This window comes from Pseudomonas sp. CAM1A, assembly GCF_047501685.1.
In the GTDB taxonomy this organism is placed as follows: Bacteria; Pseudomonadota; Gammaproteobacteria; order Pseudomonadales; family Pseudomonadaceae; genus Aquipseudomonas.
Genome location: NZ_JBFNXP010000001.1, coordinates 472272 through 497881, shown reverse-complemented (window position 1 = coordinate 497881; position 25610 = coordinate 472272). Strand labels below are relative to the sequence as shown.

Below are 25610 nucleotides of genomic sequence, written 5' to 3'. Positions count from 1 at the left end.
TAGAGCAGGTTGGGGTGGCGGGCAATGACTGGATGCGAGGTATCGCAATCGCTGTCTGCGTGGGAGCGGGCTTGCCCCGCGATAAGGCCAGATCAGGCAACGCCAATCTATCGTTCGCAAAATAGAACGCTATAGCCAAATTTCACTATCTACCGCTGCAAAGGTCCTGGTTTTAATCTTCTCCCATCAACGCGAAACACCCAACTCACTGAAGATCGAAACCCAAGGAGCACCGGCAATGAACAACTTCAAATACAACCGCCTGAACAAAGACGACGCCGCCGTACTGCTGGTCGACCACCAGGCCGGCCTGCTGTCCCTGGTCCGCGACATCGAGCCGGACCGCTTCAAGAACAACGTGCTGGCCCTGGCGGACCTGGCCAAGTACTTCAACCTGCCGACCATCCTCACCACCAGCTTCGAGCAAGGCCCCAACGGCCCGCTGGTGCCGGAACTCAAAGAACTGTTCCCGGATGCCCCGTACATCGCCCGCCCCGGCCAGATCAACGCCTGGGACAACGAAGACTTCGTCAAGGCAGTGAAGGCCACCGGCAAGAAGCAACTGATCATCGCCGGCGTGGTGACCGAAGTGTGCGTGGCCTTCCCGGCGCTGGCGGCCCTGGAGGAAGAGTTCGACGTGTTCGTGGTCACCGATGCCTCCGGCACCTTCAACGAGATGACCCGCGATGCCGCCCACGACCGCATGAGCCAGGCTGGCGCGCAACTGATGACCTGGTTCGGCGTGGCTTGTGAACTGCACCGCGACTGGCGCAACGATGTCGAAGGGCTGGCGGCGCTGTTCTCCAACCACATCCCCGACTACCGCAACCTGATCACCAGCTATAACGCCCTGACCGCCGGCAAGTAAGCCGCCGAAAGCCTGGCACCCGCGAGGTGCCAGGCAAGGCAGCACACCCATCCAATCCAGCGCCCGTCTGCTGTTGCACAGTGGATGCAGGCCAACTCATCTCCAGGGAATGTCAGCGATGAACAGCGCAACCGAAGGCAACCGCAGCGTCGTCACCCTGGTGATCCAGCACAAGGTCCGTGCCCAGGCGCTGGCGCACTACGAAACCTGGCTCAAGCGCGCCGTGACCACCGCTCGGCAACAGCCCGGTCATCTGGACGTCAATGTCATCCGCCCGGACGATGGTGGCCGCCACTTCACCACCGTGGTGCGCTTCGCCGACGCCGGCCTGCTGCAGGCCTGGGTCAACTCTGCCGAGCGCCAGGCGTTGATCACTGAAGTGCTGCCACTGTTGGAGGACGGCGACCAGACCCAGGTGCACGATGACCCGGAGTTCTGGTTCACCCCGCCCAGCGTCGGCGCCGCGCAACCGCCGCGCTGGAAGCAGGCCCTGCTGACCTACCTGGTGATCTGCCCGATGACTCTGGTCATTCCCCAGCTGCTGGCGCCGCTGTTTGCCCGCTACCCGCTGCTGGGTGGCCAGATCACCGGCAACTTGATCACCAACCTGTTCGTCATCCTGCCCGTGGTGTTCTACATCATGCCTTGGGTGACCCGCCGCTGCGCCGCCTGGCTGCGTGGCTGAATCTTGCGAACCGCCAAATCCACTTTCAGGAGATACCGATATGAGCACGCTCGTCACCCGCGATGGCACCTCGATCTACTACAAGGACTGGGGCAGCGGCAAACCCGTGCTGTTCAGCCACGGCTGGCCACTGGACGCCGACATGTGGGATTCGCAGATGGAGTACCTGGCCAGTCGTGGTATGCGCGCCATCGCCTTCGACCGTCGCGGTTTTGGCCGCTCCAGCCAGCCATGGGAAGGTTACGACTACGACACCTTCGCGGATGACATCGCCCAGCTGATCGAACACCTCGACCTGCGCGAAGTGACCTTGGTGGGCTTCTCGATGGGCGGTGGCGATGTCAGCCGCTACATAGCCCGCCATGGTAGCGAACGCGTGGCTGGCCTGGTGCTGCTGGGCGCGGTGACGCCGATGTTCGGCAAGCGCGGCGACAACCCGGACGGTGTCGATACTGCGGTATTCGACGGCATCAAGGCCGGCCTGCGCGCCGACCGTGCGCAGTTCATCGCTGACTTCGCGGCGCCGTTCTACGGCATCAACCATGGGCAGCAGGTGTCCCAGGGTGTCCAGGCCCAGACCTTGAACATCGCCCTGATGGCGTCGTTCAAGGGCACCCTGGATTGCGTGACTGCGTTCAGCGAGACCGACTTCCGCCCGGACATGGCTCGAATCGACGTGCCGACCCTGGTGATCCATGGCGACGATGACCAGATCGTGCCGTTCGAAACCACCGGCAAGCGGGCCGCCGAACTGATCCGTGGGGCTGAACTGAAGGTGTACGCCGGCGCGCCGCACGGGTTCGCGGTGACCCATGCGCAGCAGTTGAACGAAGACCTGCTGGCGTTTGTGCAGCGGTAAAGGTGCATGGCACTCGCGGTCAAAGCGTCCTGCAGGTCCCGCGCATTGCCTGTCGGTGCCGGCTTGCTCCGCGGGACGGCCTGCACGAGCCCCAGGGGTTGCTAACCTCAATCAGCCCCACGGCACATCCATCCAATCCTTGGCCCGGCGTCAACCGGCATGCTCTGCCGTGACGCCTGCCGCATCCCGATGGAGAACACCATGTCCCAGGACCCGAACGACAAGAGCCGCCGCCAGTTCCTCGCCGCCAGTACCGTGCTTGGTGCGGCAGGCGCCATCTGGTCCGCGTTACCCTTCACCGGCGCCGCCGGTTCCGCCCACGCAGCCACCCAAGGATCGCCCATGACCGCCGACCTCATCCTGATCAACGGCAAACTGCACACCGTTGATCGCGAGAAGCCCACCGCCACTGCCGTCGCCATCAAGGACGGCAAGTTCCTCGCCGTGGGCAGCGACGCCGAAGCCATGGCCCACAAGGGCGCCGCCACGCAGATCATCGACCTCAAGCAGCGCACGGTGATTCCGGGCCTCAACGACTCGCACCTGCACCTGATCCGCGGCGGCCTGAACTACAACCTCGAACTGCGTTGGGAGGGCGTGCCGTCGCTGGCCGACGCCCTGCGCATGCTCAAGGACCAGGCCGAGCGCACGCCGAGCCCGCAGTGGGTGCGCGTGGTCGGTGGCTGGAACGAATTCCAGTTCGCCGAAAAGCGCATGCCCACCTTGCAAGAGATCAACCAGGCCGCACCGGACACTCCAGTATTCCTGCTGCACCTGTACGACCGCGCCTTGCTCAACCGTGCCGCGCTCAAGGCCGTTGGCTACACCAAGGACACGCCCAATCCGCCAGGTGGCGAGATCCAGCGCGACAAGTTCGGCAACCCCACCGGCATGCTCATCGCCCGGCCCAACGCCACCATCCTCTACGCCACCCTGGCCAAGGGGCCGAAGCTGCCGCTGGAGTACCAGGTCAACTCCACCCGCCAGTTCATGCGCGAGCTCAACCGCCTGGGCCTGACCAGCGCCATTGATGCCGGCGGCGGCTACCAGAACTACCCGGACGACTACCAGGTGATCCAGGAACTGGCCGACAACGACCAGCTGACGGTGCGCATCGCCTACAACCTGTTCACCCAGAAGCCCAAGGAAGAGCTCACCGACTTCAAGAACTGGACGCAGAAGGTCAAGCCGGGCGATGGCAGCGACTTCTTCCGCCACAACGGCGCCGGCGAAATGCTGGTGTTCTCCGCCGCCGACTTCGAGGACTTCCTCGAACCGCGTCCGGACCTGCCGCAGACCATGGAAGCAGAGCTCGAACCGGTGGTCCGCCACCTGGTCGAACAACGCTGGCCGTTCCGCCTGCACGCCACCTACAACGAGTCCATCTCGCGCATGCTCGACGTGTTCGAGAAGGTCAATCGCGACATCCCGTTCAATGGCCTGCCGTGGTTCTTCGACCATGCCGAAACCATCACCCCACAGAACATCGAGCGCGTCCGAGCACTGGGCGGCGGTATCGCCATCCAGGATCGCATGGCCTTCCAGGGTGAATACTTCGTCGATCGCTACGGCGCCAAGGCCGCCGAGCACACCCCGCCGATCAAGCGCATGCTCGACATGGGTGTGCCGGTGGGGGCCGGTACCGACGCGACCCGGGTGTCCAGCTACAACCCGTGGACGTCGCTGTACTGGATGGTCAGCGGCAAGACCGTCGGCGGGCTGGAACTGTATCCGCAAGGCCTGAGCCGCGAGACCGCGCTGCAGCTGTTCACCCATGGCAGCGCCTGGTTCTCCAGCGAGCAGGGCAAGAAGGGGCAGATCAAGGTCGGCCAGCTGGCGGACCTGGCGGCGCTGTCGCTGGACTTCTTCAGCGTCGATGAAGAGGCGATCAAGGGCATCGAGTCGGTGCTGACCATCGTCGACGGCAAGGTGGTGTACGGCGCTGCCGAGTTCGACAAGCTGGGCCCGGCGCAGGTGCCGGTGTTGCCCGAGTGGTCGCCGGTGGCCAAGGTGCCGGGGCACTGGCGCGCCGGTGCGCCGATGGCGGCGGCGCTGCACCAGTGTGTCGGGCCTTGTGGCGTGCATGCCCACAGCCATGAGAAGGCGCGGCATTCCAGTGTGCCGGTGAGCGATTACCAGGGCTTCTGGGGCGCATTGGGCTGTTCCTGCTTCGCCTTCTGATGGCCTGATCGCGGGGCAAGCCCGCTCCCATCGAGACCGTAGGGTTACGTGGGAGCGGGCTTGCCCCACGATGGCGTGCTACGCCATGTCGCTGATGGCGAATTCCTCCGCCAGATGATCGATCAACGACCGCACCGACGGCAGCAACCCGCGCCGCGACGGAAAGATCGCATGCACGATGCCGCAACGCGGATGCCAGTCCGGCAGCATCTCCACCAGCCGCCCCGCTGCCAGGTCCTCGCGCACCGCCACCCTGGGCAGGTGCGCGATCCCCACGCCCGCCACCACGAAGTGTCGCAAGGCAAACAGATCATCGGTGACCATCCGCGGCGTGTGCGGGATCACCAGGCTGCGGCTCATGTCCTCGCCCTGGAACAGCTCCCACTGGTACTCACGCTGGGCGCTGCCCCAATGCACACTGGGCAGCTCGCTGAGCTGCTGCGGGTCGAAGCCTTCGGCAAGCTGCTCGAGAAACGACGGGTGCCCGACCAGGCACTGGGTGCTGTTGCTCAGCACCTTCATCACCATGTCGGTGTTCTCCAGTGGCGGAAAGCGTACCCGCAGCGCCACGTCGAAGCCTTCGTGCAGCAGGTCGACGCGGCGGTTGGTGCTCTCGATGAACAGTTCTACCTGTGGGTATTTGAGCATGTAGCGGGTGAGCATCGGCCCGACCCAGGAGTTGAGCAGGGTGGTCGGGCAGCTGATGCGCACCAGCCCGCGTGGCTCGCTGCGGTTGCGCTCGATGATCTCGGCGGCGCCCTCGGCCTCCACGCGCATGGCCAGGCAGCGGTTGTAGTAGGCCTGGCCGATCTCGGTCAGCGAGCAGTGCCGGCTGGTGCGGTGCAGCAGGCGTACGCCGAGGCGCTCTTCGAGGTCGGCGATGCGCCGGCTGAGCTTGGACTTGGGCATGTCCAGCGCCCGCCCGGCGGGGGCAAAGCCGCCGTGCTCGACCACCTGGGTGAAGTAGTAGAGGGAGTTGAGGTCTTCCAAAGGGGGCGATCTCCACAGCGCGCCGGGGTAGTGGGGCGCAGTCTACCGGGCGATGGTGGCCCTCATCCAATTCCCTTCAAGGCAATGTCGCTCAGGACGACTCGATTCCCTCCAGCATCGCCTCCGTCAGGCCTTCGGCCATCTCGATACCATGCAGGCTGGCCCACAGCAGGCTCCTGCCGGTTTCATCCATATGCTCCAGCGCCTTGTAGCCGACGTTGTAGGCGCTGCGCAGGTATTCGGCGACATGCACCAGGGCGTCGTGGGCGTTGATATCTGGATTGACCGAGAACAGCGGTGGGTGGCCGGCGTCGCATTGGCCGAAGGGGTGGTGGCGGGTGTCGGGGAGGGGTGGGTCGGGGACGATCTTTTTCATTGCAGATTCCTTCTTCAGGTTTGACTGCAACCGTCCGTTTCCACGCAGAGGGCGGCAGTTGTACACGGGGTGGAAATCCGGAAAGAAGGTCACCCGGTAGGCCAGAGGCCTCCCGCATACAACTGCCATTACGGCACCTTCTCAGGACTACCGGGTTTCCACGCCCGATCGCTGAACCGACAGCGACCCGGTCAGCCTAGAGGGCATGATTTCCCCGGACAATCAGAAGGGTATCGACAGACTTTGTAGGGTATTTCTTGGGGCTGTAGGCTGCCCAGTGGGAAAGGTCCGCATAGCTCGTAGGAAGTGGTTGAGGCTTTTCTAATTTGAGGTTGCCAGCCACTCGCAGCAGCTCAGGAACGATCTGACAAGAACCCCAGAGAGCGGGGGCTCTCATCGAGTTGGCCTGAGAGAGCAAACTGCGTTCTTTCCATTCCACAGGGACGCATCATGACTCAAGCAGCCTTGATATGTGTAAGGCGTGGCCTTACGCTTCTTCAACCATGATTCGGAGTTTCAGGCACAAAGGCCTGAAGTCACTTCACCTGCGGGGTGATACCTCGGGTGTCCGATTTGATCACGTAGCACGTCTGCGGCGTTTACTTGCATCGCTGGATGTCGCGCAAAGCCCTGCGGACCTGGACCGTCCAGGCAACCGTCTTCATCCGTTGCGGGGGCAGTTGAACACCTTCTGGGCCGTGAATGTTTCGGGCAACTGGCGTTTGGTGTTCCGTTTTATCGGTACTGATGTCGAACTGGTCAATTACCTGGACTATCACTAAGGGGCTGAAACCATGCCTATGCACAACCCTCCCCATCCTGGCGAAGCCCTGCGCGAAGACGTCCTGCCCGCCATCGGCATGAACGTCTCCTCCCTGGCCCGCCACCTGGGCTATTCACGTGGTCAGTTATCCACAGTGCTCAATGGCCACGCAGCCATTTCAGCCGACCTGGCCTATCGCCTCGAACTGGCCGGGCTTGGCAGTGCCCGTCAGTACCTGGCCGAGCAGGCGGCCTACGACCTGTGGCAGGCCGCGCACCGCGAGCATCCACCTATCGAGCGGTTGGCGTTCGCCTGAGCCTCAATCCTCATCCGACGCAAACAACCGCTCCAGCTCCACCCGCGCTTCCTTGGCCGTCTGCATCACCTTGGCGCGGTCATCGCGTACCTGCCCCTGGGCTTCGAGCACCTGCTCGTCATGCTCGGTGAACCGGGCGATGCGGTCTGTTGCCTGTGCTTCGGTGAGCCCCAGCCCGACCAGCGCGCGCCGGCTCATCTCCAGGCTGGAATAGAACGTCTCGCGGATCGGGTCGGCACCAACGTCCATCAGCTTGTGTACATGCTGGCGGTTACGTGCCCGGGCGATCACCTTCAGGTGCGGGTACAGGCGCTTGGCCCGCTCCGCGGTGTGAATGGCCACCTCGGGGTCGTCGATGGTGATGATGAAATACTCGGCCTCGCCGACCTTGGCCGCGTGCAGCACTTCGGGGCGCAGTGGGTCGCCATAGAACACCGGCACCTGTTCGAACATGCGGGTCATCTCGATGGCGTCCACCGAGGTCTCCAACGCAATGAACGGGATCTTCTGCGCCCGCAGGATGCGCGCAACGATCTGGCCCATGCGGCCCATGCCAGCGATCACCACGCGCGGGGTGCCGGCGGCGATGGCCTTGTACTGCTCGGGCACCTCGCGGGCAGGCTGCGGGCGCTTGAGGGCGCGGGCGCAACCGAGCATCAGCAGCGGCGTGACAGCCATCGACAGAGTGATGGTCATCAGCAGCAGGTCGTAGGTCTGGGTGTCGAACAGGCCCTGGTCCTTGCCCAGCTTGAACACCACGAAGGCGAACTCGCCACCGGCCGCCAGCACCATGCCTAGGCGCAGGGCGCTGGCGCTGTTCAGGCCGCCGGCCAGGCGGCCGACGCCGACCAGCAACGTAAGCTTCACGCCGATCAGCAACAGTGTCAGGCCCAGCAGCAGCAGCGGCATTTCCAGCAGCAGACGCAGGTTGGCGCCCATGCCGACGCTGATGAAGAACAGGCCCAGCAGCAGGCCCTTGAACGGTTCGATCTGCGACTCCAGCTCATGGCGGTATTCGGAGTCGGCCAGCAGCAGGCCGGCGAGGAAGGCGCCCAGGGCCATGGACACGCCGGCTTCTTCCATCAGCCAGGCTGTGCCGATCACCACCAGCAGCGCGGTGGCGGTGGACACTTCCGGCAAACCGGTGCGGGCGACGATACGGAACAACGGGCGCAGCAGGTAGCGGCCGCCGACGATGACGATGGCGATGCTGGCGAACACCCTCAGGCCATGTTCGAAGCTGTCGCCGTGGCTGGTGTCCGGGCCGCTGGCGGCCAGCAGCGGCACCAGGGCGATCAGCGGGATCGCGGCGATGTCCTGGAACAGCAGGATGGCAAAGGCCAGGCGGCCATGGGGCGCGTTGAGCTGCTTGCTCTCGGCCAGGCTCTGCAGGCCCAGGGCGGTGGACGACAGGGCCAGGCCAAGGCCGAGCACGATGGCCGCCGGCAGCGTCTGGCTGAAGCCGAACAGGGCGATTGCGCCAAGTACCGCGCCGGTCAGGACCACTTGCGCGGTACCCACGCCGAACACCGACTTGCGCATCAACCACAGGCGCCGTGGCGACAGTTCCAGGCCGATGATGAACAGCAGCAGGACAACGCCCAGTTCGGAGATGTGCGCGACGCTCTCGGTATCGCGGATCAGCCCCAGGGCCTGCGGGCCGATGGCGACGCCGGCCAGCAGGTAGCCGAGCACGGCGCCCAGTTGCAGGCGCTTGGCTAGCGGTACGGCGACCACGGCGGCGAGGAGGAAGATGACGGCGGTTTGTAGCAGGCTGCCTTCGTGTGGCATTGCTCGGACTCCTTGAACTGCGTGCGGCAGCGTTTGATGCAACAGCTTATGCCATCGATGAAAGAGGCGGGCATTTTCGGGTAGGGAGGGAAACAGGACAATCCTGGGATCACAGGAAGCAGCGTTCTGAAAGTAGAACCTTTGCTGAATCAATCGCGGGGCAAGTCGGGCCGCCGCCCGACTTGCCCCGCGATCAACTGCTTACTGCAGATGGACTTTCAGCGCCTGCGCCGCCTGATCCATTGCACTGCGCACACTGGGCACGGTGCTCAGCACGTTGAGCAGGCCGTAGTCATGGATCATGCCGTTGTAGCGCACGGCGGTCACCGGTACCCCGGCGGCGCCCAACTTGCGGGCGTAGGCTTCGCCTTCGTCGCGCAGCACGTCCATCTCGGCGGTCTGCACCAGGGCCGGCGGCAGGCCTTGCAACTGCTCGAGGCTGGCGCGCAGTGGCGAGGCATGGATGTCGTCGCGCTGGCGCGGGTCGGTGGTGTAGTTGTTCCAGAACCACTGCATCATGTTGCGAGTCAGGAAGTGGCCTTCGGCGAACTGGTTGTAGGACGCATTGTTGAAGTTGGCGTCGGTCACCGGCCACAGCAGGGCCTGGAAGCGCAGCTTCGGCGTGCCGGCCTCCTTGGCCTTCAGTGCCACCACCGCCGCCATGTTGCCGCCGACGCTGTTGCCGGCCACCGCCAGGCGGCTGCCATCCACGCCGATCTCCTGGCCATGCTCGGCGACCCAGCGGGTGGCGGCGTAGGCCTGGTTGATCGCGGTGGGGAACCTGGCTTCCGGCGATGGCGTGTAGTCGACGTACACCGCCGCGGCACCAGAGCCCACCACCAGGTCACGGATCAGGCGTTCGTGGGTGGGGTAGTCGCCCAGCACCCAGCCGCCGCCGTGGAAGAACATGAACACTGGCAACTCACCCTTGGACCCTTCGGGCCGCACCACGCGGATTTCCAGCGGCTGGCCGTCCGCCTGGATGGTCCTGCGTTCGACGCGGATCCCCGACAGGTCGACCTTCACCCCGGCCTGGGCGCCGCTCAACACTGCCCGGGCATCCTTGGGCGCGAGGGTTTCCAGCGGCTTGCCGCCCCCGGCGGCCAGGGCGTCGAGGAAGCCCTGGGTGGTGTGTTCGACACCGGGGCTGCCGGCGGCGAAGGCGCTGTTCACGGCGAGGGCCAGCAGGCCGGCGGTCAGGGTGTGGGACAGTTTCATGTTCTAGCTCCTTTGGTGGGCGAGCGCAGGCTCAGTTCTGGTTGGCGAGGACGCTGGGTTGCACGTAGCTCACGGCGCGCAGCTGGCCGCTGCTGTCGCGGTAGGTCAGGGTGGCGGTGCTGGTCTGGCCTTGGGTGCCGGCGGGGGCATCGACGCTGACGACCTTGGCGATGTCCAGGTCCATGCCGTAGCGGTACGGGGTGGCTTCGCTGGCGAAGCTGCTGACGCTGGTGCCGAGGGCCAGGGTGGTGACGGTGACGGCAAAGGCTTTGCGAAGGGTCATGATCGTTCTCCGGGTTCTGCTGAGTGGGCTTGGCGACTGCTTGCTGCTTGAGGTGAATATTGCGCGCAAATATTTAGTGCGCAAAATATATTTCCGCTATGACGCTGATTGAGTGCGTCTTGGCTAGCTTCTGTGGGAGTGGGCTGCGTTTGCGAGGCAGTCTCAGGCGCTGGGTCGGTACTGCAACGCTTCCGCCAGGTGCGCTCTGGCGATGGATTGCGCGCCTTCTAGGTCAGCCAGGGTGCGGGCCACCTTCAGCAGTCGGTGCGCGGCCCGCAACGACAGCGTCAGCCGTTCGCAGGCCTGCTCCAGCCAGGCCTGGTCGACCGGCTCCAGCGGGCAATGCCGACGCAGCCCCTTGAGGTCGAGGAAGGCGTTGGCGCAGCCCTGCCTGCGCTGCTGCAGCGCCCGTGCCTCGGCCACCCGCTGGCCGACGTTGGCGCTGGTTTCGCCGCTGGGCTGGTGGGTCAGCACGGTACTTTCCCGGGCCACGGTGAGGTGCAGGTCGATGCGGTCGAGCAAGGGGCCGGACAATTTGTTGCGGTAGCGCTGGATCTGCTCGCTGCTGCACCGACAACGGCCGGTGGGGTCGCCCAGGTAGCCGCAGGGACAGGGGTTCATGGCCGCCACCAGCTGAAAGCGCGCCGGGAAGCGCACCCGGTCCTTGGCCCGGGCCACCACGATCTCGCCGGACTCCAGCGGCTCGCGCAGCACCTCCAACACCCGTCGTTCGAACTCGGGCAGCTCGTCGAGAAACAGCACGCCATGGTGCGCCAGGGTGATCTCCCCAGGTTGCGGCCGGCTGCCACCGCCTACCAGCGCGGGACCTGAGGCGGAGTGGTGTGGATGGCGAAACGGCCGCTGTGGCCAGCAGTCGAGCGGGGCATGGCCACTGACCGAGCGGATCGCCGCCACCTCCAGTGCCTCGCGCTCGTCCAGCGGCGGCAGCAGCCCGGGCAGACGGCTGGCGAGCAGGGTCTTGCCGGTGCCCGGCGGGCCGGAGAACAGCAGGTTGTGCGCGCCGGCCGCGGCCACCAGCAGAGCCCGCTTGGCGGCGATCTGGCCTTGTACGTCACTGAGGTCCGGGTAAGGGCGTTGCTCCAGCAGCAGGCCATTCGCGGCGTAGGGTGGCAGCGCCGGTTGTGCGTTCAGGTGGGCCACCAGCTCTCGCAGATGCCCCACTGCGTACACCACCAGGCCGCTGGCCAGGCTGGCTTCCTCGGCGTTCTCCCGAGGCACCACCAGCGCTCGGCCCGCGTCTCGCGCCGCCAGTGCCGCGGGCAGCACGCCTTGCACCGGGCGCAATGCCCCCGACAGCGCCAGTTCGCCCAGGCATTCGATGGCGTCGAGGGCGGCAACCGGCACCTGGCCATTGGCGGCCAGGATGCCCAGCGCGATCGCCAGGTCGTAGCGGCCACCGTCCTTGGGCAGGTCGGCGGGGGCGAGGCTCTGGGTGATGCGCCGGGCCGGGTAGTCCAGCCCGGAATTGACGATGGCGCTGCGTACCCGGTCCTTGCTCTCCCTGACCGTGGTCTCCGGCAGGCCGACCAGGGTGAGCGTGGGCAGGCCGTTGGCCAGGTGGGTTTCGACGCTGACGGCGGGGGCCTGCACCCCGACCTGGGCGCGGCTGTGGACGAGGGCGAGGGACATGGGCACTCCGTGTTTGCGTGTGAGGGGCCGCGTCCTGCGGCCCGGCAGAGCTTAGTAGTGTCCCTGGGTGGGAGGACGAGAAGAGTGCGTCGAATCTTGTCCGGCCTGGCCCCCAGGACTGTGGGCGCTCGCCGTCCGTGGCTGCCTGGCGCAGATCACCGGAATCCCCGAACCCCGCGCCCGGGCCAGCAACTCCTCGGTATCGTCGCCACCCGGCAGCGCCAGCACCACGTCAGGCCGGCTGTCGCGCAGCATGAAGACGTTGCGCAGGCGCTCGGCCAGTTTGCCGTGCAACTGCCAGTTGGGCGGGTAGCGCACGATGTCGGCGCCCTGCTCGCGGGCCCAGCCTTCGATCTCGCCGCCCAGGTGCTGGCTGCCGCCGTGGATCAGCACCTGGATCGGTTGCTGGCGCTGGAGGGTGTCCAGCGCCTGGCGGCAGCGTTGGTTGTCGGTGTAGTTGCGCCCCGCGCAGATCAGTACGCGCATGCCCACCCCCTCAGAACCATTGGCCGAAGCGGCGGATGTACAGGGTCTTCATGCCCTGGGCCACCAGGCAGTAGCCCAGCAGGGTAGCGGCCAGCCATGGGAAGTATTCCCACGGCAGCGGTACCAGCCCGACCATCGCCCCCAGTGGCGAGAAGGGGATGTAGATGCCCAGGCACATCACCAGGCCGGTGGCCAGGATCACCGGCAGCGCCGCGGTGCTCTGCAAGAACGGCACCTTGCGGGTGCGCAGCATGTGCACCACCAGGGTCTGCGACAACAACCCCTCGATGAACCAGCCGGACTGGAACAGCGCCTGCATCTCCACACTGTTGGCGGCGAACACGTACCACATCAGGGCGAAGGTGGTGATGTCGAAGATCGACGAAGTGGGACCGATCCACAGCATGAAACGGCCGATGTTGCGGGCATCCCATTTGCGTGGCTCGCGCAGGAACTCCTTGTCCATGCGGTCCCACGGCAGCGACAGCTGGGAGAAGTCGTACATCAGGTTCTGCAGCAGCAGGTGGATCGCCAGCATCGGCATGAACGGGATGAACGCGCTGGCCACCAGCACCGAGAACACGTTGCCGAAGTTGGAGCTGGCGGTCATGCACAGATACTTCATGATGTTGCCGAAGGTTTCGCGGCCCTTGAGCACGCCTTCCTCCAGCACCATCAGGCTCTTTTCCAGGAGGATGATGTCGGCCGATTCCTTGGCGATATCGGTGCCGCTGTCCACCGAGATGCCCACGTCGGCATCGCGCAACGCCGGGGCGTCGTTGATGCCGTCACCGAGGAAGCCGACGGTGTGGCCATTGGCTTGCAGCGCCTTGAGCACCCGCGACTTCTGCAACGGGGTGAGCTTGGCGAACACCGTGCGCTCTTCGACCAGGGCCTTGAGCTGGGTGTCGTCCAGGCGCTCGATGTCCTGGCCGAGCAGCGGCTGGCCGGGCGCAAGGCCCACTTCGCGGCAGACCTTGCAGGTGACCACCGGGTTGTCGCCGGTCAGCACCTTGACCTTCACCCCCATCTCGCGCAGGGCGGCGATGGCCGGGCCGGCGGTTTCCTTGGGCGGGTCGAGGAAGGTCAGGAAGCCTCGGATCACCAGTTCGCGCTCGTCATCGGTGTGGTACTGGGGTTTGCCGTCAACGGCCGGGATCTCACGGGTACCGACCAGCAGCACGCGGAAACCTTCCTGGTTGTAGGCGCTGGCGGTGGCCAGCAGCTGCTGGCGTCGCGCGGCATCCAGGGCGACCCGCTGGCCGCCTTCTTCCACATGGGTGGCGATGGCCAGCATTTCCTCGACGGCACCTTTGCTCACCAGCAGATGGTCGCCCAGGGCATCCTTGACGATCACCGACAGGCGCCGGCGGATGAAGTCGAAGGGCAATTCGTCGACCTTGGCGTAGGCATAGGGTGGCTGGAAGCCCTGGTCTTCGCCGGCAAAGCGCAGCACGGCCTGGTCCATCAGGTTCTTCACGCCGCTCTGGTGGTGGCTGTTGAGCCAGGCCAGTTGCAGCAGGCGCGGGTCCTTGCGGCCGCTGGGGTCGACGTGGTGTTCGAGGATGATGCGGTCCTGGGTCAAGGTACCGGTCTTGTCGGTGCACAGCACGTCCATCGAGCCGAAGTTCTGGATGGCGTTCAGGCGCTTGACCACCACCTTGCGCCGGGCCATGGCCACGGCGCCCTTGGCCAGGTTGGCGCTGACGATCATCGGCAGCATTTCCGGGGTCAGGCCCACGGCCACGGCCAGGGCGAACAGGAAGGCGTCGCTCCAGTCGCCCTTGACCACGCCGTTGAGCATGAACACCACCGGCACCATCACCAGCATGAAGCGGATCAACAGGCGGCTGACGCTGTTCACGCCACGGTCGAAGGCGGTCTGGCTGCGCGAGCCGACGATGGCCTTGGCCAGCGAGCCGAAGTAGGTGCGCTTGCCGGTGGCCACCACCACGGCGCGGGCGCGGCCGCTGACTACGTTGGTGCCCATGAAGCCGATGTTGGGCAGGTCGAGCAGGCCGCTTTCATCGCTGGCGCTGCCTGCGGCGGACTTTTGCGCGACGTGGCCGAGGGTGTCGTACTTCTCCACCGGCAGCGCCTCGCCGGTCAGTACCGCCTGGCTGATGAACAGGTCGCGGGACTCGATCAGGCGGATATCGGCGGGGATCATGTCGCCTGCGGCCAGTTGCACGATATCGCCGGCCACCAGCTCGTTCATCGGCACTTCGCGCAGGCGTGCCGGTTGGTCGTGGCGTTCGCGGCGCAGCACGGTGGCGGTGGTGCGGACCATGGCCTTGAGGGCGTCGGCGGCCTTGCCCGAACGGTACTCCTGCCAGAAGCGCAGCAGGCTGCTGAGGCTGACCATGGTCATGATGATGATGACCTTGGTCAGGTCCGCTTCCTCCAAGTTGCCTGCGCGTACCGGCAGCCAGTAGTCGGTGACGAAGCTGATGCCGGCAAGGGTGAGCAGCACGTAGATGAAGGGGTTGTGCAAGGCCTTGAGCAGTTGCACCAGGGCCGGTTGCGGCTTGTCATGGGCGACTTGGTTGGCGCCGTCGCGCTGCAGGCGCTTGGCGGCTTCGTGTTCGGTCAGGCCCAGCTCGCTGGCGTCGAGGTTGGCCAGGGTCACCGCCAGGCCATTACGTGCTTCGCGGGCGGCGAGCATGGACAGGCGGGTGTCTTCGCCGGCTTTGCTGCGGGGGTTGCGGTCTTTTACGGTCATTTGGCTGTGCTCCTGCCGCAGGAGGCGGCACGACACACAGTCGACTCACGGTAGGGAAGGTGAGTGAACGTGTCCCGTGTCGCAATCATTCGAACAATGAAAGGCGTGGTTTTTCCGACGTTTACGTGTTCGCTGGCGAATGCCGGAAATAAGATCGGCAGCGAACTTTCTACTGGCTGAGTCCATGGTTGGTTAATTCCTTTGCTAAATGGCGGGCAATAGAACTTCAACAAACTTTAATTATTTAAAGTTCGGAAGTTTCTGACGATTTAAATGGCGTCCGTTCAGCGAGCGGACAGCATCGCGCGCGTCACTGCAGGCAGCAACGGGCGCGCTATCGACTGGGCGGTTCCAGGGATGAGGACAGGCCCCAGCCAAGGACAGGACGGTGCGGGGCCTCGTGCGCAAAGGCGCGCAGGCGAGGGATAGTGCTAACGAGGTTCATGAGCTTGCCTCCGACCGGGCGGGCACCCGGGGTGGCAAGCTACGGCGGAGCAGCAGGCTCTGGCGCGGCTTGCCCGACCTAGGGGCGGGCCCGGAGTTCCGGTTCAAGTGCCTGGCGAGCAAAGGCTGCCAGACAGCGACTAGATACTGTGTCCATTGAATTCTTCGTGAGTTGAAATAAAGGCCCGCTTTTCGGGGCGGGTGAACTTTATGCAAAGCATAGCGGGGAAGTCAACCGGGAAGGCGTAACTTAAACAAGTTTCATCTGCTGGGAGGGGAATTAATGCTGTGCAGCGCTTGTAATGCCATCTGGGGCAATCCCGCTTCTACCTGAACAAGGTAGAAGCGGGCATTCGCTCAGGGCTTGGCACCCAGGATGATGTGCGAGGCCTTGATCAGCGCGGTGGCCTTCACACCCGGCTTCAGGCCAAGTTCCTGCACCGCTTCGCGGGTGACGATGGCATACACCTCGGTGCCGCCGGACAGCTTCAGCACCACCTCGGCATTCACCGCGCCGTCGCCGACCCGCAGCACTTCGCCTTCGAGGCTGTTGCGTGCTGACAGCCTGTAGCCGGCGGCATCGGTCATCAGCACCACCCACGGTGCCTTGACCAGCGCCACGGCCTGCTTGCCGACGTTGATATTGAGGTTGTGCAGGCTGGCCATGGTGACCACCGCCACCAGTTTCTCGCCGCCGCCGAGGGTCAGCTCGACCTCGGCATTCACCGCGCCAGGCTGGACGGCGCTGACGGTACCTTCGAAGACATTACGGGCACTGACTTTCATGGCAAACACTCCGTGTGTCGATCGTTATTCCTTGGCGGACGGCGCCATCCTGGCTTCCAGCTCGGCGAATTGCTGCTCGAGGGCTTCGAGGCGGGCGCGGGTGCGGGCCAGCACCACCATCTGGCTGTCGAACTCCTCGCGGCTGACCAGGTCGAGCTTGCTGAAGGCGCCCTGCATCAGCACCTTGAACTGGCTTTCCAGTTCGGCGCGGGGCGCGGCGGTGTCACCGCTGAACAGGCGCGAGGCCTGGTCGCTCAGGGCATCGAGGAAGGCTTTGGGCGCGAGCATGTCTGGTATCCGCTGATCACTGAAAGGGCAGCAGTGTAGCACGGGGCTTTTGCCCGCTTGCCCTGCACGCTTTTCGCGCAGGGCGGCCAAAGGTCGCGCACCGATTTTGTGCGCTTTTTCGTTGCTGGCAACTGGCCAATCCCTACCGATTCACGCAACTCACTGTTTTCTAGCTTGTTCTGCGAACTGGCAAGGTTTCTGCAAAGATCCGAGTGAGCCATGCACTGATGCAGTCCCTTGTGACCAGGCAGTGCGCAGGCGGAGCCGCAAGGTCCTTCGTCACAGGCGGATCGTGTGTCGGCGGGGAGAATGGAGCCGACGACGCGTTACAAAGCCAGGCGCTGCGCTTAGACTTGAGACGGGTTTGTTTTCCTGGGGCAAGTCCATCAAATCGGGAGAGAGTTTCATGAAGCTAGTCACTGCCATCATCAAGCCGTTCAAGCTGGACGACGTGCGCGAGTCGCTGTCGGAAATCGGCGTGCAGGGCATCACCGTGACCGAGGTCAAAGGTTTCGGCCGGCAGAAGGGTCACACCGAGCTGTATCGCGGCGCTGAATACGTGGTCGATTTCCTGCCCAAGGTGAAGATCGATGTCGCCATCGACGACAAGGACCTTGATCGGGTGATCGAAGCCATCACCAAGGCAGCCAACACCGGCAAGATCGGCGACGGCAAGATCTTCGTGGTCAATCTGGAGCAGGCGATCCGCATCCGTACCGGCGAAACCGATACCGACGCGATCTAAGCGCCAAGCAAAGCCTCACCAAACCCAACGCCCCAGGAGAAAACAACATGACTCTGCGCAAGATCGCAGGGCTAGGAGCCCTATTGTCCCTCGTAATGCCAGGGCTGGCCCTGGCCGAGGAAACTGCCGCCCCTGTGCTGAACTCCGGCGACACCGCCTGGATGCTCACCGCGACGGCACTGGTCCTGTTCATGACCATTCCGGGCCTGGCGCTGTTCTACGGCGGCATGGTGCGCTCGAAGAACGTGCTGTCGGTGATGATGCAGTGCTTTGCCATCACCGGCCTGATCAGCGTCCTCTGGGTCATCTACGGCTACAGCCTGGCTTTCGATACCGCCGGTATGGAAAAGGGCGTGCTCAACTTCAATTCCTTCATCGGTGGCTTCTCCAAGGCCTTCCTCAGCGGCGTCACGCCGTCGGGCCTGACCTCGGCCACCGCGCTGTTCCCTGAGGCAGTGTTCATCACCTTCCAGATGACCTTCGCCATCATCACCCCGGCGCTGATCGTCGGAGCCTTCGCCGAACGCATGAAGTTCTCGGCCATGCTGATCTTCATGGGCGTGTGGTTCACCCTGGTCTATGCGCCGATCGCGCACATGGTCTGGAGCGGTGACGGCGCGCTGATGTGGGACTGGGGCGTGCTGGACTTCGCCGGCGGCACCGTGGTGCATATCAACGCCGGTATCGCCGGCCTGGTCTGCTGCCTGGTGCTGGGCAAGCGCAAGGGCTACCCGACCACGCCGATGGCCCCGCACAACCTGGGCTACACCCTGATGGGCGCGGCCATGCTGTGGATCGGCTGGTTCGGCTTCAACGCAGGTTCCGCCGCGGCGGCCAACGGCACCGCCGGCATGGCCATGCTGGTGACCCAGATCGCCACCGCCGCCGCGGCCCTGGGCTGGATGTTCGCCGAGTGGATCTTCCACGGTAAGCCAAGCGCCCTGGGCATCGCCTCGGGCGTGGTCGCCGGCCTGGTCGCCATCACCCCGGCCGCCGGCACTGTCGGCCCGATGGGCGCGCTGGTGATCGGCCTGGTGTCCGGCGTGGTCTGCTACTTCTGCGCCACCAGCCTCAAGCGCAAGCTGGGTTATGACGACTCCCTCGACGCCTTCGGCGTGCACGGTATCGGCGGCATCATCGGCGCCCTGCTCACCGGTGTGTTCGCGGCGCCTGCCCTGGGCGGCTTCGGCGCGGTAACCGACATCGCCGCACAGTTCTGGATCCAGGCCAAGGGCGTGATCTTCACCGTGGTCTACACCGCCATCGTCACCTATGTGATCCTCAAGGTCCTGGACCTGGTGATGGGCCTGCGGGTCAGCGAAGAAGAAGAGTCGGTCGGCCTCGACCTGGCTCAGCACAACGAGCGCGGCTACAACCTGTAACCGCCACGCTGGAAAACTTGCCCGGTTCGCCGGGCATTTTTTTGCCTGTGGTTTGCCGATTCGCGCCGGGCAAACGGTTTCTCTGTCTTGATCGCGACGTAGGTAGAAAACTTACAAGTCATTGGGCGTTTCTGGTGCTTTGCTTTTTCTGCGGGCGCGCTAGAATGCGCGCCGAAGGGAGCTGGACGAGTAGTCCACACACTTCGCCACCCTTTGCTAGGCTTGCCAATAGCCTGTGGCCAGCAAGGGTTCAAAGTATTTTGTCAGGCCTTGCCAGGAGCAAGGCCTGCAGGGTGCCAGGCCCCCCATGAGGGGGTGGACACCCAGGGCAGTGGCCAATCCACGGCCAGTTGAATTTTCACTGGTGGCTGCCGGTCTACGGCTGCACCGGTCTATAACTAACCTGCTTTTCGCAAGTCATGAGGTAGAACATGAGCGACGACGATCTGGAAAATGATGACCTCGAGGTAGGCGACGAAGACGAGGCTGATGAAGGCCTTGAAGCTGCGGCTGACGACGGCGCGGAAGACTCCGGCGACGACGACAGCAGCCCGGCTCCGGCGGCCAAGGGCAAGTCCAAGGCGGCGGTCTCGGTAGACGAGATGCCGAGCATGGAAGCCAAGCAGAAAGAGCGCGATGCGCTGGCCAAGGCGATGGAAGAGTTCCTTTCGCGCGGAGGCAAGGTGCAGGAGGTGGAGGCCAACGTGGTCGCCGATCCGCCCAAGAAGCCGGACAACAAGTACGGCAGCCGCCCTATCTGAGTGGCTGAACGCAAAAAAGCCCGCCGTCGCTGCGGGCTTTTTTGTGCCTTTCGGTTTTGTGCCGCTTCCTCAATGTCAGCGCCAGCGCGCGAGCACGTCGGGCAACTGCGACAGCCGCTGGATCTCCGCATCCGGCGCCTGTTCGCCGCTCCAGGGCTTGTGCTGTGGGTTGAACCACACCGCCCGCAGCCCGGCGCGTTGGGCGCCGGCGATGTCGTCGCCCGGGTGGTCGCCGACGTGCACTGCGGCTCCGGCATCCACTTCGCCACGTTTCAGCGCTTCGAGGAAGGGCGCAGGGTCCGGCTTGCCTATCCCGAGGTCCTCCGCGCACAGGGCGAAGCGGAAGTAGTCCGCCAGGCCGAGCCTGCGCACGTCGGCATTACCGTTGGTGACCACGCCGAGGGTGTAATGATGGCGCAGGATCTCCAGCACCGGCTGTACCTCGGGGAACACCTCGACCTGGTGCCGGGCATGCAGGAACACTTCAAAACCTTCGTTGGCCAGCTCCTGGGCGTGTTTCTCGCTGTAGCCGACCTCTTCCAGGGCGTGGAACAGCACCCGCCGGCGCAGGGCGCTGATGCGGTGCTTGAGGCCCGGCTCGGCCTGCACCAGGCGCTCGCGGATGGCGAACAGGTGCTCCACTGGCACGCCGCCAAGGATGGGCGCGTTGGCTTCGAGCCAGTCGCGCAGGACGACTTCGGCGCTGGCGATGACCGGCGCGGTATCCCAGAGGGTGTCGTCGAGGTCGAAGGTGATCAGCTTGATGCTCATGAGTCCGTGTCCTTGCTGCGTTTGGCCCGGGGATGGGCGCTGTCGTACACCGCGGCCAGGTGCTGGAAGTCCAGGTGGGTGTAGATCTGCGTGGTGCTGATGTCGGCGTGGCCGAGCATTTCCTGCACCGCGCGCAGGTCCTGGGACGACTCCAGCAGGTGGCTGGCGAAGGAATGGCGAAGCATGTGCGGGTGCAGGTGCTGGCCGAGCTCGCGCTCGCCGGCGGCCTTGACCCGCAGCTGGATGGCTCGGGGGCCGAGGCGCTTGCCCTGGCGGCTGAGGAACACCGCAGAGTCCCGCGGGCCGGCGATGCCGCGTTGCTTGAGCCACGCCTGTATCGCCTCGCGGGCCTTGCGGCCGACCGGCAACACGCGGCTCTTGCCGCCCTTGCCCTGCACCTGCACCAGCCCGGCGGTCAGGTCCAGGTGCTCCAGGTCGAGCCCGGTCAGCTCCGACAGGCGCAGGCCGGACGAGTAGAACAGTTCGAGGATCGCCTGGTCACGGCGGGCGATGAATTCGTCGTCGACGCCGCCATCGAGCAACTGCAAGGCGCGGTCGGTGTCCAGCACCTTGGGCAGGCGCCGCTCACCCTTGGGCGGCGTCAGGCCATTGGCCGGGTCGTGCTGGCAATGGCCTTCGCGGTTGAGGTAGCGGTATAGCCCGCGCACCGCCGAGAGCAGGCGCGCCAGGCTGCGCGAGGACTGGCCGTGATGGTGCTGGCGGGCGACCAGCTGACGCAGTTGCTGGACCTGCAGGGCGCCCCAGCCGACGATGCCCTGGGTGTTGCAGAATTCGATGACCTTCTCGAGGTCACGGCGGTAGGCCAGCAGGGTGTGCTCGGACACCTGGCGCTCATTGCGCAGGTGTGCGCAATAAGCCTCCAGCTGGCGCTCCATCAGCGCACCGAGCGCAGGGTCTGGGTGAAGCGTGGGACCACGCGGCCGAGCACTTCGGCGATGTAGCTGAGGAACAGGGTGCCGACACTGCTCTTGTAGTGCTGCGGGTCGCGGCTGCCGATCGCCAGCACGCCATGCAGGCCCTGGTACTCCAGGGTGGCCACGGCGCTGGAGCCGACTTCCTTGTGCTGATCGTTGCCGAACAGGAATGCCAGCTCGTGCTCGCGCAGGCTACCGCTGATGGTCTTGCCGCCGCCGATCAGGCCACCGATGGCCTGCTGCGCCTCGGCGCCGGAAACCCAGCGCCCCACGGGCGCCGCGTTTTCACCGAACAGGATCAGGCTGACGAAGGGCACCTGGAACTCCTGGCGCAGGCTGTCCTCAACCGCCATCACCACTTCCTCGAGGGTGCCGGCGTCGAGCAGGTCGAGGATCAGCCGGCGGGTCTTGTCGAACAGCCGGTCGTTGTCGCGGGCCACGTCCATCAGCTGCGACAGGCGATGGCGCATCTCGATGTTGCGGTCGCGCAGCAGCTTGAGCTGGCGTTCCACCAGCGACACGCTGTCGCCGCGCTGGTGGGGAATGCGCTGCTCGACCAGCAGCTCGTCGTGCTCGGCGAAGAAGGTCGGGTGGGCGCGCAGGTAGGCGACCACCGCTTCGGCATCGAGCTCACTGGCCTGCGGGGATGCAACGTTAGGCTGATCGGTCATGGCGGATACTCGCTTAGAGACGAACTTGTCCTTCGAACACACGAACGGCGGGGCCGGTCATCAGTACCGGCTTGCCGGGGCCGGCCCACTCGATGCTCAGGCGCCCGCCCGGCAGGTCGATGGTCACCGGCGAGTCCATCCAGCCCTGGCTGATCGCCGCCACGGCGGCGGCGCAGGCGCCTGTGCCGCAGGCCTGGGTTTCGCCCGCGCCACGCTCCCACACGCGTAGGTTGGCGCGGTGGCGGTCGACTACCTGGATGAAGCCGGCATTGACCCGTTGTGGAAAGCGCGGGTGATGCTCGATCTTCGGGCCCAGCTCATGCACCGGCGCGCTGCGCACATCGTCCACGCGCAGCACCGAATGCGGGTTGCCCATGGACACCGCGGCGATCTGGTGCACCTGGCCGTCGACTTCGAGTGCATAGCTGGTCGCCTGCTCATCGGCGATGAACGGGATCTCGGCCGGTGTGAAGCGTGGCGGGCCCATGTCGACGCAGATCTGCCCGTCGTTGCGCACATCGAGGACGATGATGCCGCCCTTGGTCTCGACGCGAATGCGCTTCTTCGCGGTCAGGCGCTTGTCCAGGACGAAACGGGCGAAGCAGCGCGCGCCGTTGCCGCATTGTTCGACCTCGGAGCCGTCGGCGTTGAAGATGCGGTAGCGGAAGTCGACATCCGGGTTGTTCGGCGCCTCGACGATCAGCAGCTGGTCGAAGCCGATGCCGGTGTTGCGGTCACCCCATTGCTTGGCGTGCTTGGGTTGGATGTGTGCGTGCTGGCTGACCAGGTCGAGGACCATGAAGTCGTTGCCCAGCCCGTGCATCTTGGTAAAACGCAGCAGCATGGGTTCACTCCGGCAGCAGGCTTTCGCCGGCGAACAGTTCGGTGACGGTCTCGCGGCGACGCACTTCGAAGGCCTGGTCGCCATCGACCAGCACTTCGGCGCAGCGGCCACGGGTGTTGTAGTTGGAGCTCATGACGAAACCATAGGCGCCCGCGGAGCGCACGGCCAGCAGGTCGCCCTCGACCAGGTCCAGCACCCGGTCCTTGCACAGGAAGTCGCCGGTCTCGCAGATCGGGCCGACCAGGTCGTAGGCCCGGCCTTCGCCGTCACGGGGTTTGACCGCGCTGACGTCCATCCAGGCCTGGTACAGGGCCGGGCGGATCAGGTCGTTCATGGCCGCGTCGATGATGGCGAAGTCCTTGTGCTCGGTATGCTTGAGGTACTCCACGCGGGTCAGCAGCACGCCGCCGTTGGCGACGATGTAGCGGCCCGGCTCGAACACCAGCGCCAGGTCGCGCTCGCCGACGCGTTCGCGAATGGCCTGGATATAGTCGGCCAGTTCCGGCGGCTGTTCGTCGCGATAGCGCACGCCGACACCGCCACCCAGGTCCAGGTGGCGCAGGTGGATGCCGCACTCGGCCAGGCGATCGACCAGTACCAGCAGGCGGTCGAGGGCATCGAGGAACGGCTCAACGGTGGTCAGCTGCGAGCCGATGTGGCAGTCGACGCCGACCACGTCGAGGTTCGGCAACTGCGCGGCGCGCACGTAGATGGCCTCGGCGTCGGCAATGGCGATGCCGAACTTGTTTTCCTTGAGGCCCGTGGAGATGTACGGGTGGGTGCCGGCGTCGACATCCGGGTTCACGCGCAGCGACACCGGCGCGACCTTGCCCATCTCGGCGGCCACTACTTGCAGGCGCTCGAGCTCGTCGGTGGATTCGACGTTGAAGCAGTGCACACCCACTTCCAGGGCGCGGCGCATGTCTTCACGGGTCTTGCCGACTCCGGAGAACACCACGCGATCGGCGCGGCCACCGGCGGCCAGGACGCGCTCCAGTTCACCGCCGGAGACGATGTCGAAGCCCGCGCCCAGGCGCGCCAGCAGGTTCAGCACGCCCAGGTTGGAGTTGGCCTTGACCGCGAAGCAGACCAGGTGATCCACCCCGTGCAAGGCATCGGTGTAGCTGCGGTACTGCGCCTCGATATGGGCACGCGAGTACACGTAGGTGGGCGTGCCGAAGCGTTCGGCGAGCGCCGACAGGGCCACCCCTTCCGCGAACAGCTCGCCGCCGCGGTAGTTGAATGCATCCATGGGATTTCCTTACTGCGCGGGCGACTCTTCAGGCTGCTCTTGCTGCTGCTCCAGCACCGGTTGCGGCTGGACAGGCTTGGCATGCTGGTGCGACTTGCGCGGGCCTTTGCCGTCTTTGCCGTCTTCCGGCAGGTACAGGGGGCCTTTCTGACCGCAGGCCGAAACGAGGCAGGCAACCGCGACCACTGCCGCGAGGGAGGAAATCAGGCGTTTCATGGGTGAAATCCTTGGAAATATGCAGTATTGCGGCCGAGTATACCGAGCGACCACCTGATTGCCTATGCAAGGGGCGCCCCCGCTCGGCGGGCGTAGGCGACCGAAGGACATGCGGCTTTTTCTTACAGCTATTAGCTTGTAGCTTGAAGCTTTCGCCCTTATCGTGCCCGGCTTGCGTGTGTACAGCCATTTTTAGAGGTCCCTGCAATGAGTTTGAGCGAAGCGCGTTTCCACGACCTGGTCGATGCGACCCAACAGGCCCTGGAAGACCTGTTCGATGAAAGCGGCATGGACCTGGACATGGAGAACTCCGCCGGCGTCCTGACCATCAAGTTCGACAACGGCAGCCAGCTGATCTTCAGCCGCCAGGAGCCGCTGCGCCAACTGTGGCTGGCGGACAAGTCCGGTGGCTTCCACTTCGACTACGACGCAGAGAGCGGCAAGTGGGTGTGCGAGAAGAGCGAAGAACTGCTCGGCGAAATGCTCGAGCGCATCGTCTGGGAGCGGGCCGGCGAGAAGCTGGACTTCGACGAGATCTGAAATGAGCGAACAGCCCAGGCCGCCAAAGCCGCTCTACAGCAATGTGAGCCCGGCGGTGCCGTCACCTTGTATCAGCATATGTCGGCTGGATGAGCGCAAGGTGTGTACCGGTTGCCACCGCCACGTCGAGCATATCCGCGAGTGGCGTGCGGCCGATGACGAACGGCGCCGGCAGATCTGCCGCGAGGCGCTGGCCCTGAAAGCAGGGGCCCAGGCATAGCCACAACGGCGGTGTGGGCTTGAGTATTTGCCCCGCTGTGGTAGTGTCAGGGTCTGCGTCGGTGACGCCAAGCATTTCACAAACCCCGCCCTTGGGCGGGGTTTTGCTTTATCTGCCTTTAGTAAATTGCCTGTTCAAAGGAGTCTGACTGGATCATGAGCACCAAGCCTTCCCTCATCCTCACCCGACTGGACGTGCAGCGTCTCGAGCGTCTGCTCGACAGCCTCGATGAAAGCACCCCGGGTGTGCTCGCCCTGCAGGACGAGCTGGACCGCGCCGAGAACGTGGTGGGTCACGAGGAAGTCCCGGCCGGCGTGGTGACCATGAACTCCCGCGTGCACTGCCGCGAGATTGCCAGTGGCAAGGATTACCACCTGACCCTGGTGTATCCGCAGGACGCTGGCCCTGAAGGCAACGTCTCGATCCTCGCGCCGATCGGCTGCGCACTGCTCGGCCTGTCGGTGGGAGATCAGATCGACTGGCCGGCGCCGGGCGGCAAGACGCTCAAGCTCGAGCTGCTGGAAGTGGAGTACCAGCCGGAAGCGGCAGGGGACTTCGATCTCTGAG

At 64.9% G+C, this 25610-nt stretch carries 28 protein-coding genes; 12 read left to right on the top strand and 16 right to left on the bottom strand.

Annotated features, from left to right (window positions below):
• Positions 1-238 precede the first annotated feature (238 nt).
• The 4 genes from ycaC (at position 239) to ABZO33_RS02315 (ending at position 4593) form a co-directional block, all read left to right on the top strand.
• Complete coding sequence (gene ycaC / locus ABZO33_RS02330) at positions 239-868, top strand: isochorismate family cysteine hydrolase YcaC (RefSeq protein ID WP_046853656.1); 630 nt, start codon at positions 239-241, stop codon at positions 866-868.
• 118 nt (positions 869-986) lie between these two features.
• Entirely contained in the window at positions 987-1553 is a 567-nt protein-coding gene (locus ABZO33_RS02325; protein WP_414534692.1) for an antibiotic biosynthesis monooxygenase, read from the top strand.
• 40 nt (positions 1554-1593) lie between these two features.
• Positions 1594-2412, top strand: a complete 819-nt coding sequence (locus ABZO33_RS02320) for an alpha/beta fold hydrolase (RefSeq protein WP_414534691.1) — start codon at positions 1594-1596, stop codon at positions 2410-2412.
• A gap of 342 nt (positions 2413-2754) precedes the next feature.
• Positions 2755-4593: an amidohydrolase gene (locus tag ABZO33_RS02315; RefSeq protein WP_414534881.1), complete on the top strand. Its 1839-nt coding sequence runs from the start codon at positions 2755-2757 to the stop codon at positions 4591-4593.
• A gap of 78 nt (positions 4594-4671) precedes the next feature.
• On the opposite strand, the gene ABZO33_RS02310 is transcribed toward ABZO33_RS02315, so the two are convergent.
• Positions 4672-5583, bottom strand: coding sequence for a LysR substrate-binding domain-containing protein (locus tag ABZO33_RS02310; protein WP_414534690.1), 912 nt, complete (start codon positions 5581-5583; stop codon positions 4672-4674).
• A 91-nt stretch (positions 5584-5674) separates the two neighbouring features.
• Positions 5675-5959 carry a DUF6124 family protein gene (locus tag ABZO33_RS02305; protein ID WP_414534689.1) on the bottom strand — a complete coding sequence of 95 codons (285 nt, stop codon included), beginning with the start codon at positions 5957-5959 and terminating at the stop codon, positions 5675-5677.
• Between the two features lie 503 nt (positions 5960-6462).
• On the opposite strand from ABZO33_RS02305, the gene ABZO33_RS02300 reads away from it, so the two are divergent.
• Both ABZO33_RS02300 and ABZO33_RS02295 read left to right on the top strand, forming a co-directional pair.
• On the top strand, positions 6463-6741 hold the full coding sequence (locus ABZO33_RS02300) for a type II toxin-antitoxin system RelE/ParE family toxin (RefSeq protein WP_414534880.1): 279 nt from the start codon (positions 6463-6465) through the stop codon (positions 6739-6741).
• Between the two features lie 12 nt (positions 6742-6753).
• A complete protein-coding gene (locus ABZO33_RS02295; RefSeq protein ID WP_046853662.1) occupies positions 6754-7038 on the top strand; it encodes a HigA family addiction module antitoxin in 285 nt (94 codons plus the stop codon).
• Between the two features lie 3 nt (positions 7039-7041).
• On the opposite strand, the gene ABZO33_RS02290 is transcribed toward ABZO33_RS02295, so the two are convergent.
• The 8 genes from ABZO33_RS02290 to ABZO33_RS02255 all read right to left on the bottom strand — a co-directional run bounded on the left by ABZO33_RS02290 (position 7042) and on the right by ABZO33_RS02255 (position 16706).
• Positions 7042-8829, bottom strand: a complete 1788-nt coding sequence (locus ABZO33_RS02290) for a monovalent cation:proton antiporter-2 (CPA2) family protein (RefSeq protein WP_414534688.1) — start codon at positions 8827-8829, stop codon at positions 7042-7044.
• 201 nt (positions 8830-9030) lie between these two features.
• Positions 9031-10047 carry an alpha/beta hydrolase fold domain-containing protein gene (locus ABZO33_RS02285; protein WP_414534687.1) on the bottom strand — a complete coding sequence of 339 codons (1017 nt, stop codon included), beginning with the start codon at positions 10045-10047 and terminating at the stop codon, positions 9031-9033.
• 31 nt (positions 10048-10078) lie between these two features.
• Complete coding sequence (locus ABZO33_RS02280; RefSeq protein WP_414534686.1) at positions 10079-10330, bottom strand: DUF2790 domain-containing protein; 252 nt, start codon at positions 10328-10330, stop codon at positions 10079-10081.
• A 162-nt stretch (positions 10331-10492) separates the two neighbouring features.
• Positions 10493-11980: a YifB family Mg chelatase-like AAA ATPase gene (locus ABZO33_RS02275; protein WP_414534685.1), complete on the bottom strand. Its 1488-nt coding sequence runs from the start codon at positions 11978-11980 to the stop codon at positions 10493-10495.
• 51 nt (positions 11981-12031) lie between these two features.
• Positions 12032-12466, bottom strand: coding sequence for a DUF2493 domain-containing protein (locus ABZO33_RS02270; RefSeq protein ID WP_414534684.1), 435 nt, complete (start codon positions 12464-12466; stop codon positions 12032-12034).
• Between the two features lie 10 nt (positions 12467-12476).
• Positions 12477-15188: a magnesium-translocating P-type ATPase gene (gene mgtA, locus ABZO33_RS02265; protein WP_414534683.1), complete on the bottom strand. Its 2712-nt coding sequence runs from the start codon at positions 15186-15188 to the stop codon at positions 12477-12479.
• A gap of 801 nt (positions 15189-15989) precedes the next feature.
• Positions 15990-16418 carry a TOBE domain-containing protein gene (locus tag ABZO33_RS02260; protein ID WP_031316465.1) on the bottom strand — a complete coding sequence of 143 codons (429 nt, stop codon included), beginning with the start codon at positions 16416-16418 and terminating at the stop codon, positions 15990-15992.
• Positions 16419-16442: 24 nt separating this feature from the next.
• The gene (locus tag ABZO33_RS02255; protein ID WP_102683536.1) at positions 16443-16706 is read right to left on the bottom strand and encodes an accessory factor UbiK family protein; all 264 of its coding nucleotides are present in this window, start codon (positions 16704-16706) and stop codon (positions 16443-16445) included.
• A 406-nt stretch (positions 16707-17112) separates the two neighbouring features.
• Here ABZO33_RS02255 and glnK point away from each other — a divergent pair, with 406 nt between their 5' ends.
• From glnK to sutA, 3 genes are all read left to right on the top strand, one after another.
• Entirely contained in the window at positions 17113-17451 is a 339-nt protein-coding gene (gene glnK, locus ABZO33_RS02250; protein WP_002555808.1) for a P-II family nitrogen regulator, read from the top strand.
• Positions 17452-17498: 47 nt separating this feature from the next.
• On the top strand, positions 17499-18833 hold the full coding sequence (locus tag ABZO33_RS02245) for an ammonium transporter (protein WP_414534682.1): 1335 nt from the start codon (positions 17499-17501) through the stop codon (positions 18831-18833).
• A 431-nt stretch (positions 18834-19264) separates the two neighbouring features.
• The gene (gene sutA / locus ABZO33_RS02240; protein ID WP_110734080.1) at positions 19265-19594 is read left to right on the top strand and encodes a transcriptional regulator SutA; all 330 of its coding nucleotides are present in this window, start codon (positions 19265-19267) and stop codon (positions 19592-19594) included.
• A gap of 75 nt (positions 19595-19669) precedes the next feature.
• Here the strand turns inward: sutA and ABZO33_RS02235 are convergent, their stop codons facing one another.
• Genes ABZO33_RS02235 through lptM form a run of 6 tightly spaced genes read right to left on the bottom strand, consistent with a single transcriptional unit; the run spans position 19670 to position 24283 of the window.
• Positions 19670-20365, bottom strand: coding sequence for an HAD family hydrolase (locus tag ABZO33_RS02235; protein ID WP_046853674.1), 696 nt, complete (start codon positions 20363-20365; stop codon positions 19670-19672).
• Complete coding sequence (gene xerC / locus ABZO33_RS02230; RefSeq protein WP_414534681.1) at positions 20362-21261, bottom strand: tyrosine recombinase XerC; 900 nt, start codon at positions 21259-21261, stop codon at positions 20362-20364. Before xerC ends, ABZO33_RS02235 begins: the two co-directional genes overlap by 4 nt.
• Complete coding sequence (locus tag ABZO33_RS02225; RefSeq protein WP_414534680.1) at positions 21261-21971, bottom strand: DUF484 family protein; 711 nt, start codon at positions 21969-21971, stop codon at positions 21261-21263. The genes xerC and ABZO33_RS02225 overlap by 1 nt, the downstream gene beginning before the upstream one ends.
• Positions 21972-21984: 13 nt before the next feature.
• On the bottom strand, positions 21985-22815 hold the full coding sequence (gene dapF, locus ABZO33_RS02220) for a diaminopimelate epimerase (protein ID WP_414534679.1): 831 nt from the start codon (positions 22813-22815) through the stop codon (positions 21985-21987).
• Between the two features lie 4 nt (positions 22816-22819).
• Positions 22820-24067 (bottom strand): diaminopimelate decarboxylase, encoded by a 1248-nt coding sequence (gene lysA / locus ABZO33_RS02215; RefSeq protein ID WP_414534678.1) that lies wholly within the window; start codon positions 24065-24067, stop codon positions 22820-22822.
• Positions 24068-24076: 9 nt separating this feature from the next.
• Positions 24077-24283, bottom strand: coding sequence for an LPS translocon maturation chaperone LptM (lptM, locus tag ABZO33_RS02210; protein ID WP_052752569.1), 207 nt, complete (start codon positions 24281-24283; stop codon positions 24077-24079).
• A 207-nt stretch (positions 24284-24490) separates the two neighbouring features.
• On the opposite strand from lptM, the gene cyaY reads away from it, so the two are divergent.
• The 3 genes from cyaY (at position 24491) to rnk (ending at position 25609) form a co-directional block, all read left to right on the top strand.
• A complete protein-coding gene (gene cyaY / locus ABZO33_RS02205) occupies positions 24491-24823 on the top strand; it encodes an iron donor protein CyaY (RefSeq protein ID WP_414534677.1) in 333 nt (110 codons plus the stop codon).
• A gap of 1 nt (position 24824) precedes the next feature.
• The gene (locus ABZO33_RS02200; RefSeq protein ID WP_046853678.1) at positions 24825-25043 is read left to right on the top strand and encodes a DUF1289 domain-containing protein; all 219 of its coding nucleotides are present in this window, start codon (positions 24825-24827) and stop codon (positions 25041-25043) included.
• A 155-nt stretch (positions 25044-25198) separates the two neighbouring features.
• Entirely contained in the window at positions 25199-25609 is a 411-nt protein-coding gene (rnk, locus tag ABZO33_RS02195) for a nucleoside diphosphate kinase regulator (RefSeq protein WP_414534676.1), read from the top strand.
• The last annotated feature ends 1 nt before the right edge of the window (position 25610 follow it).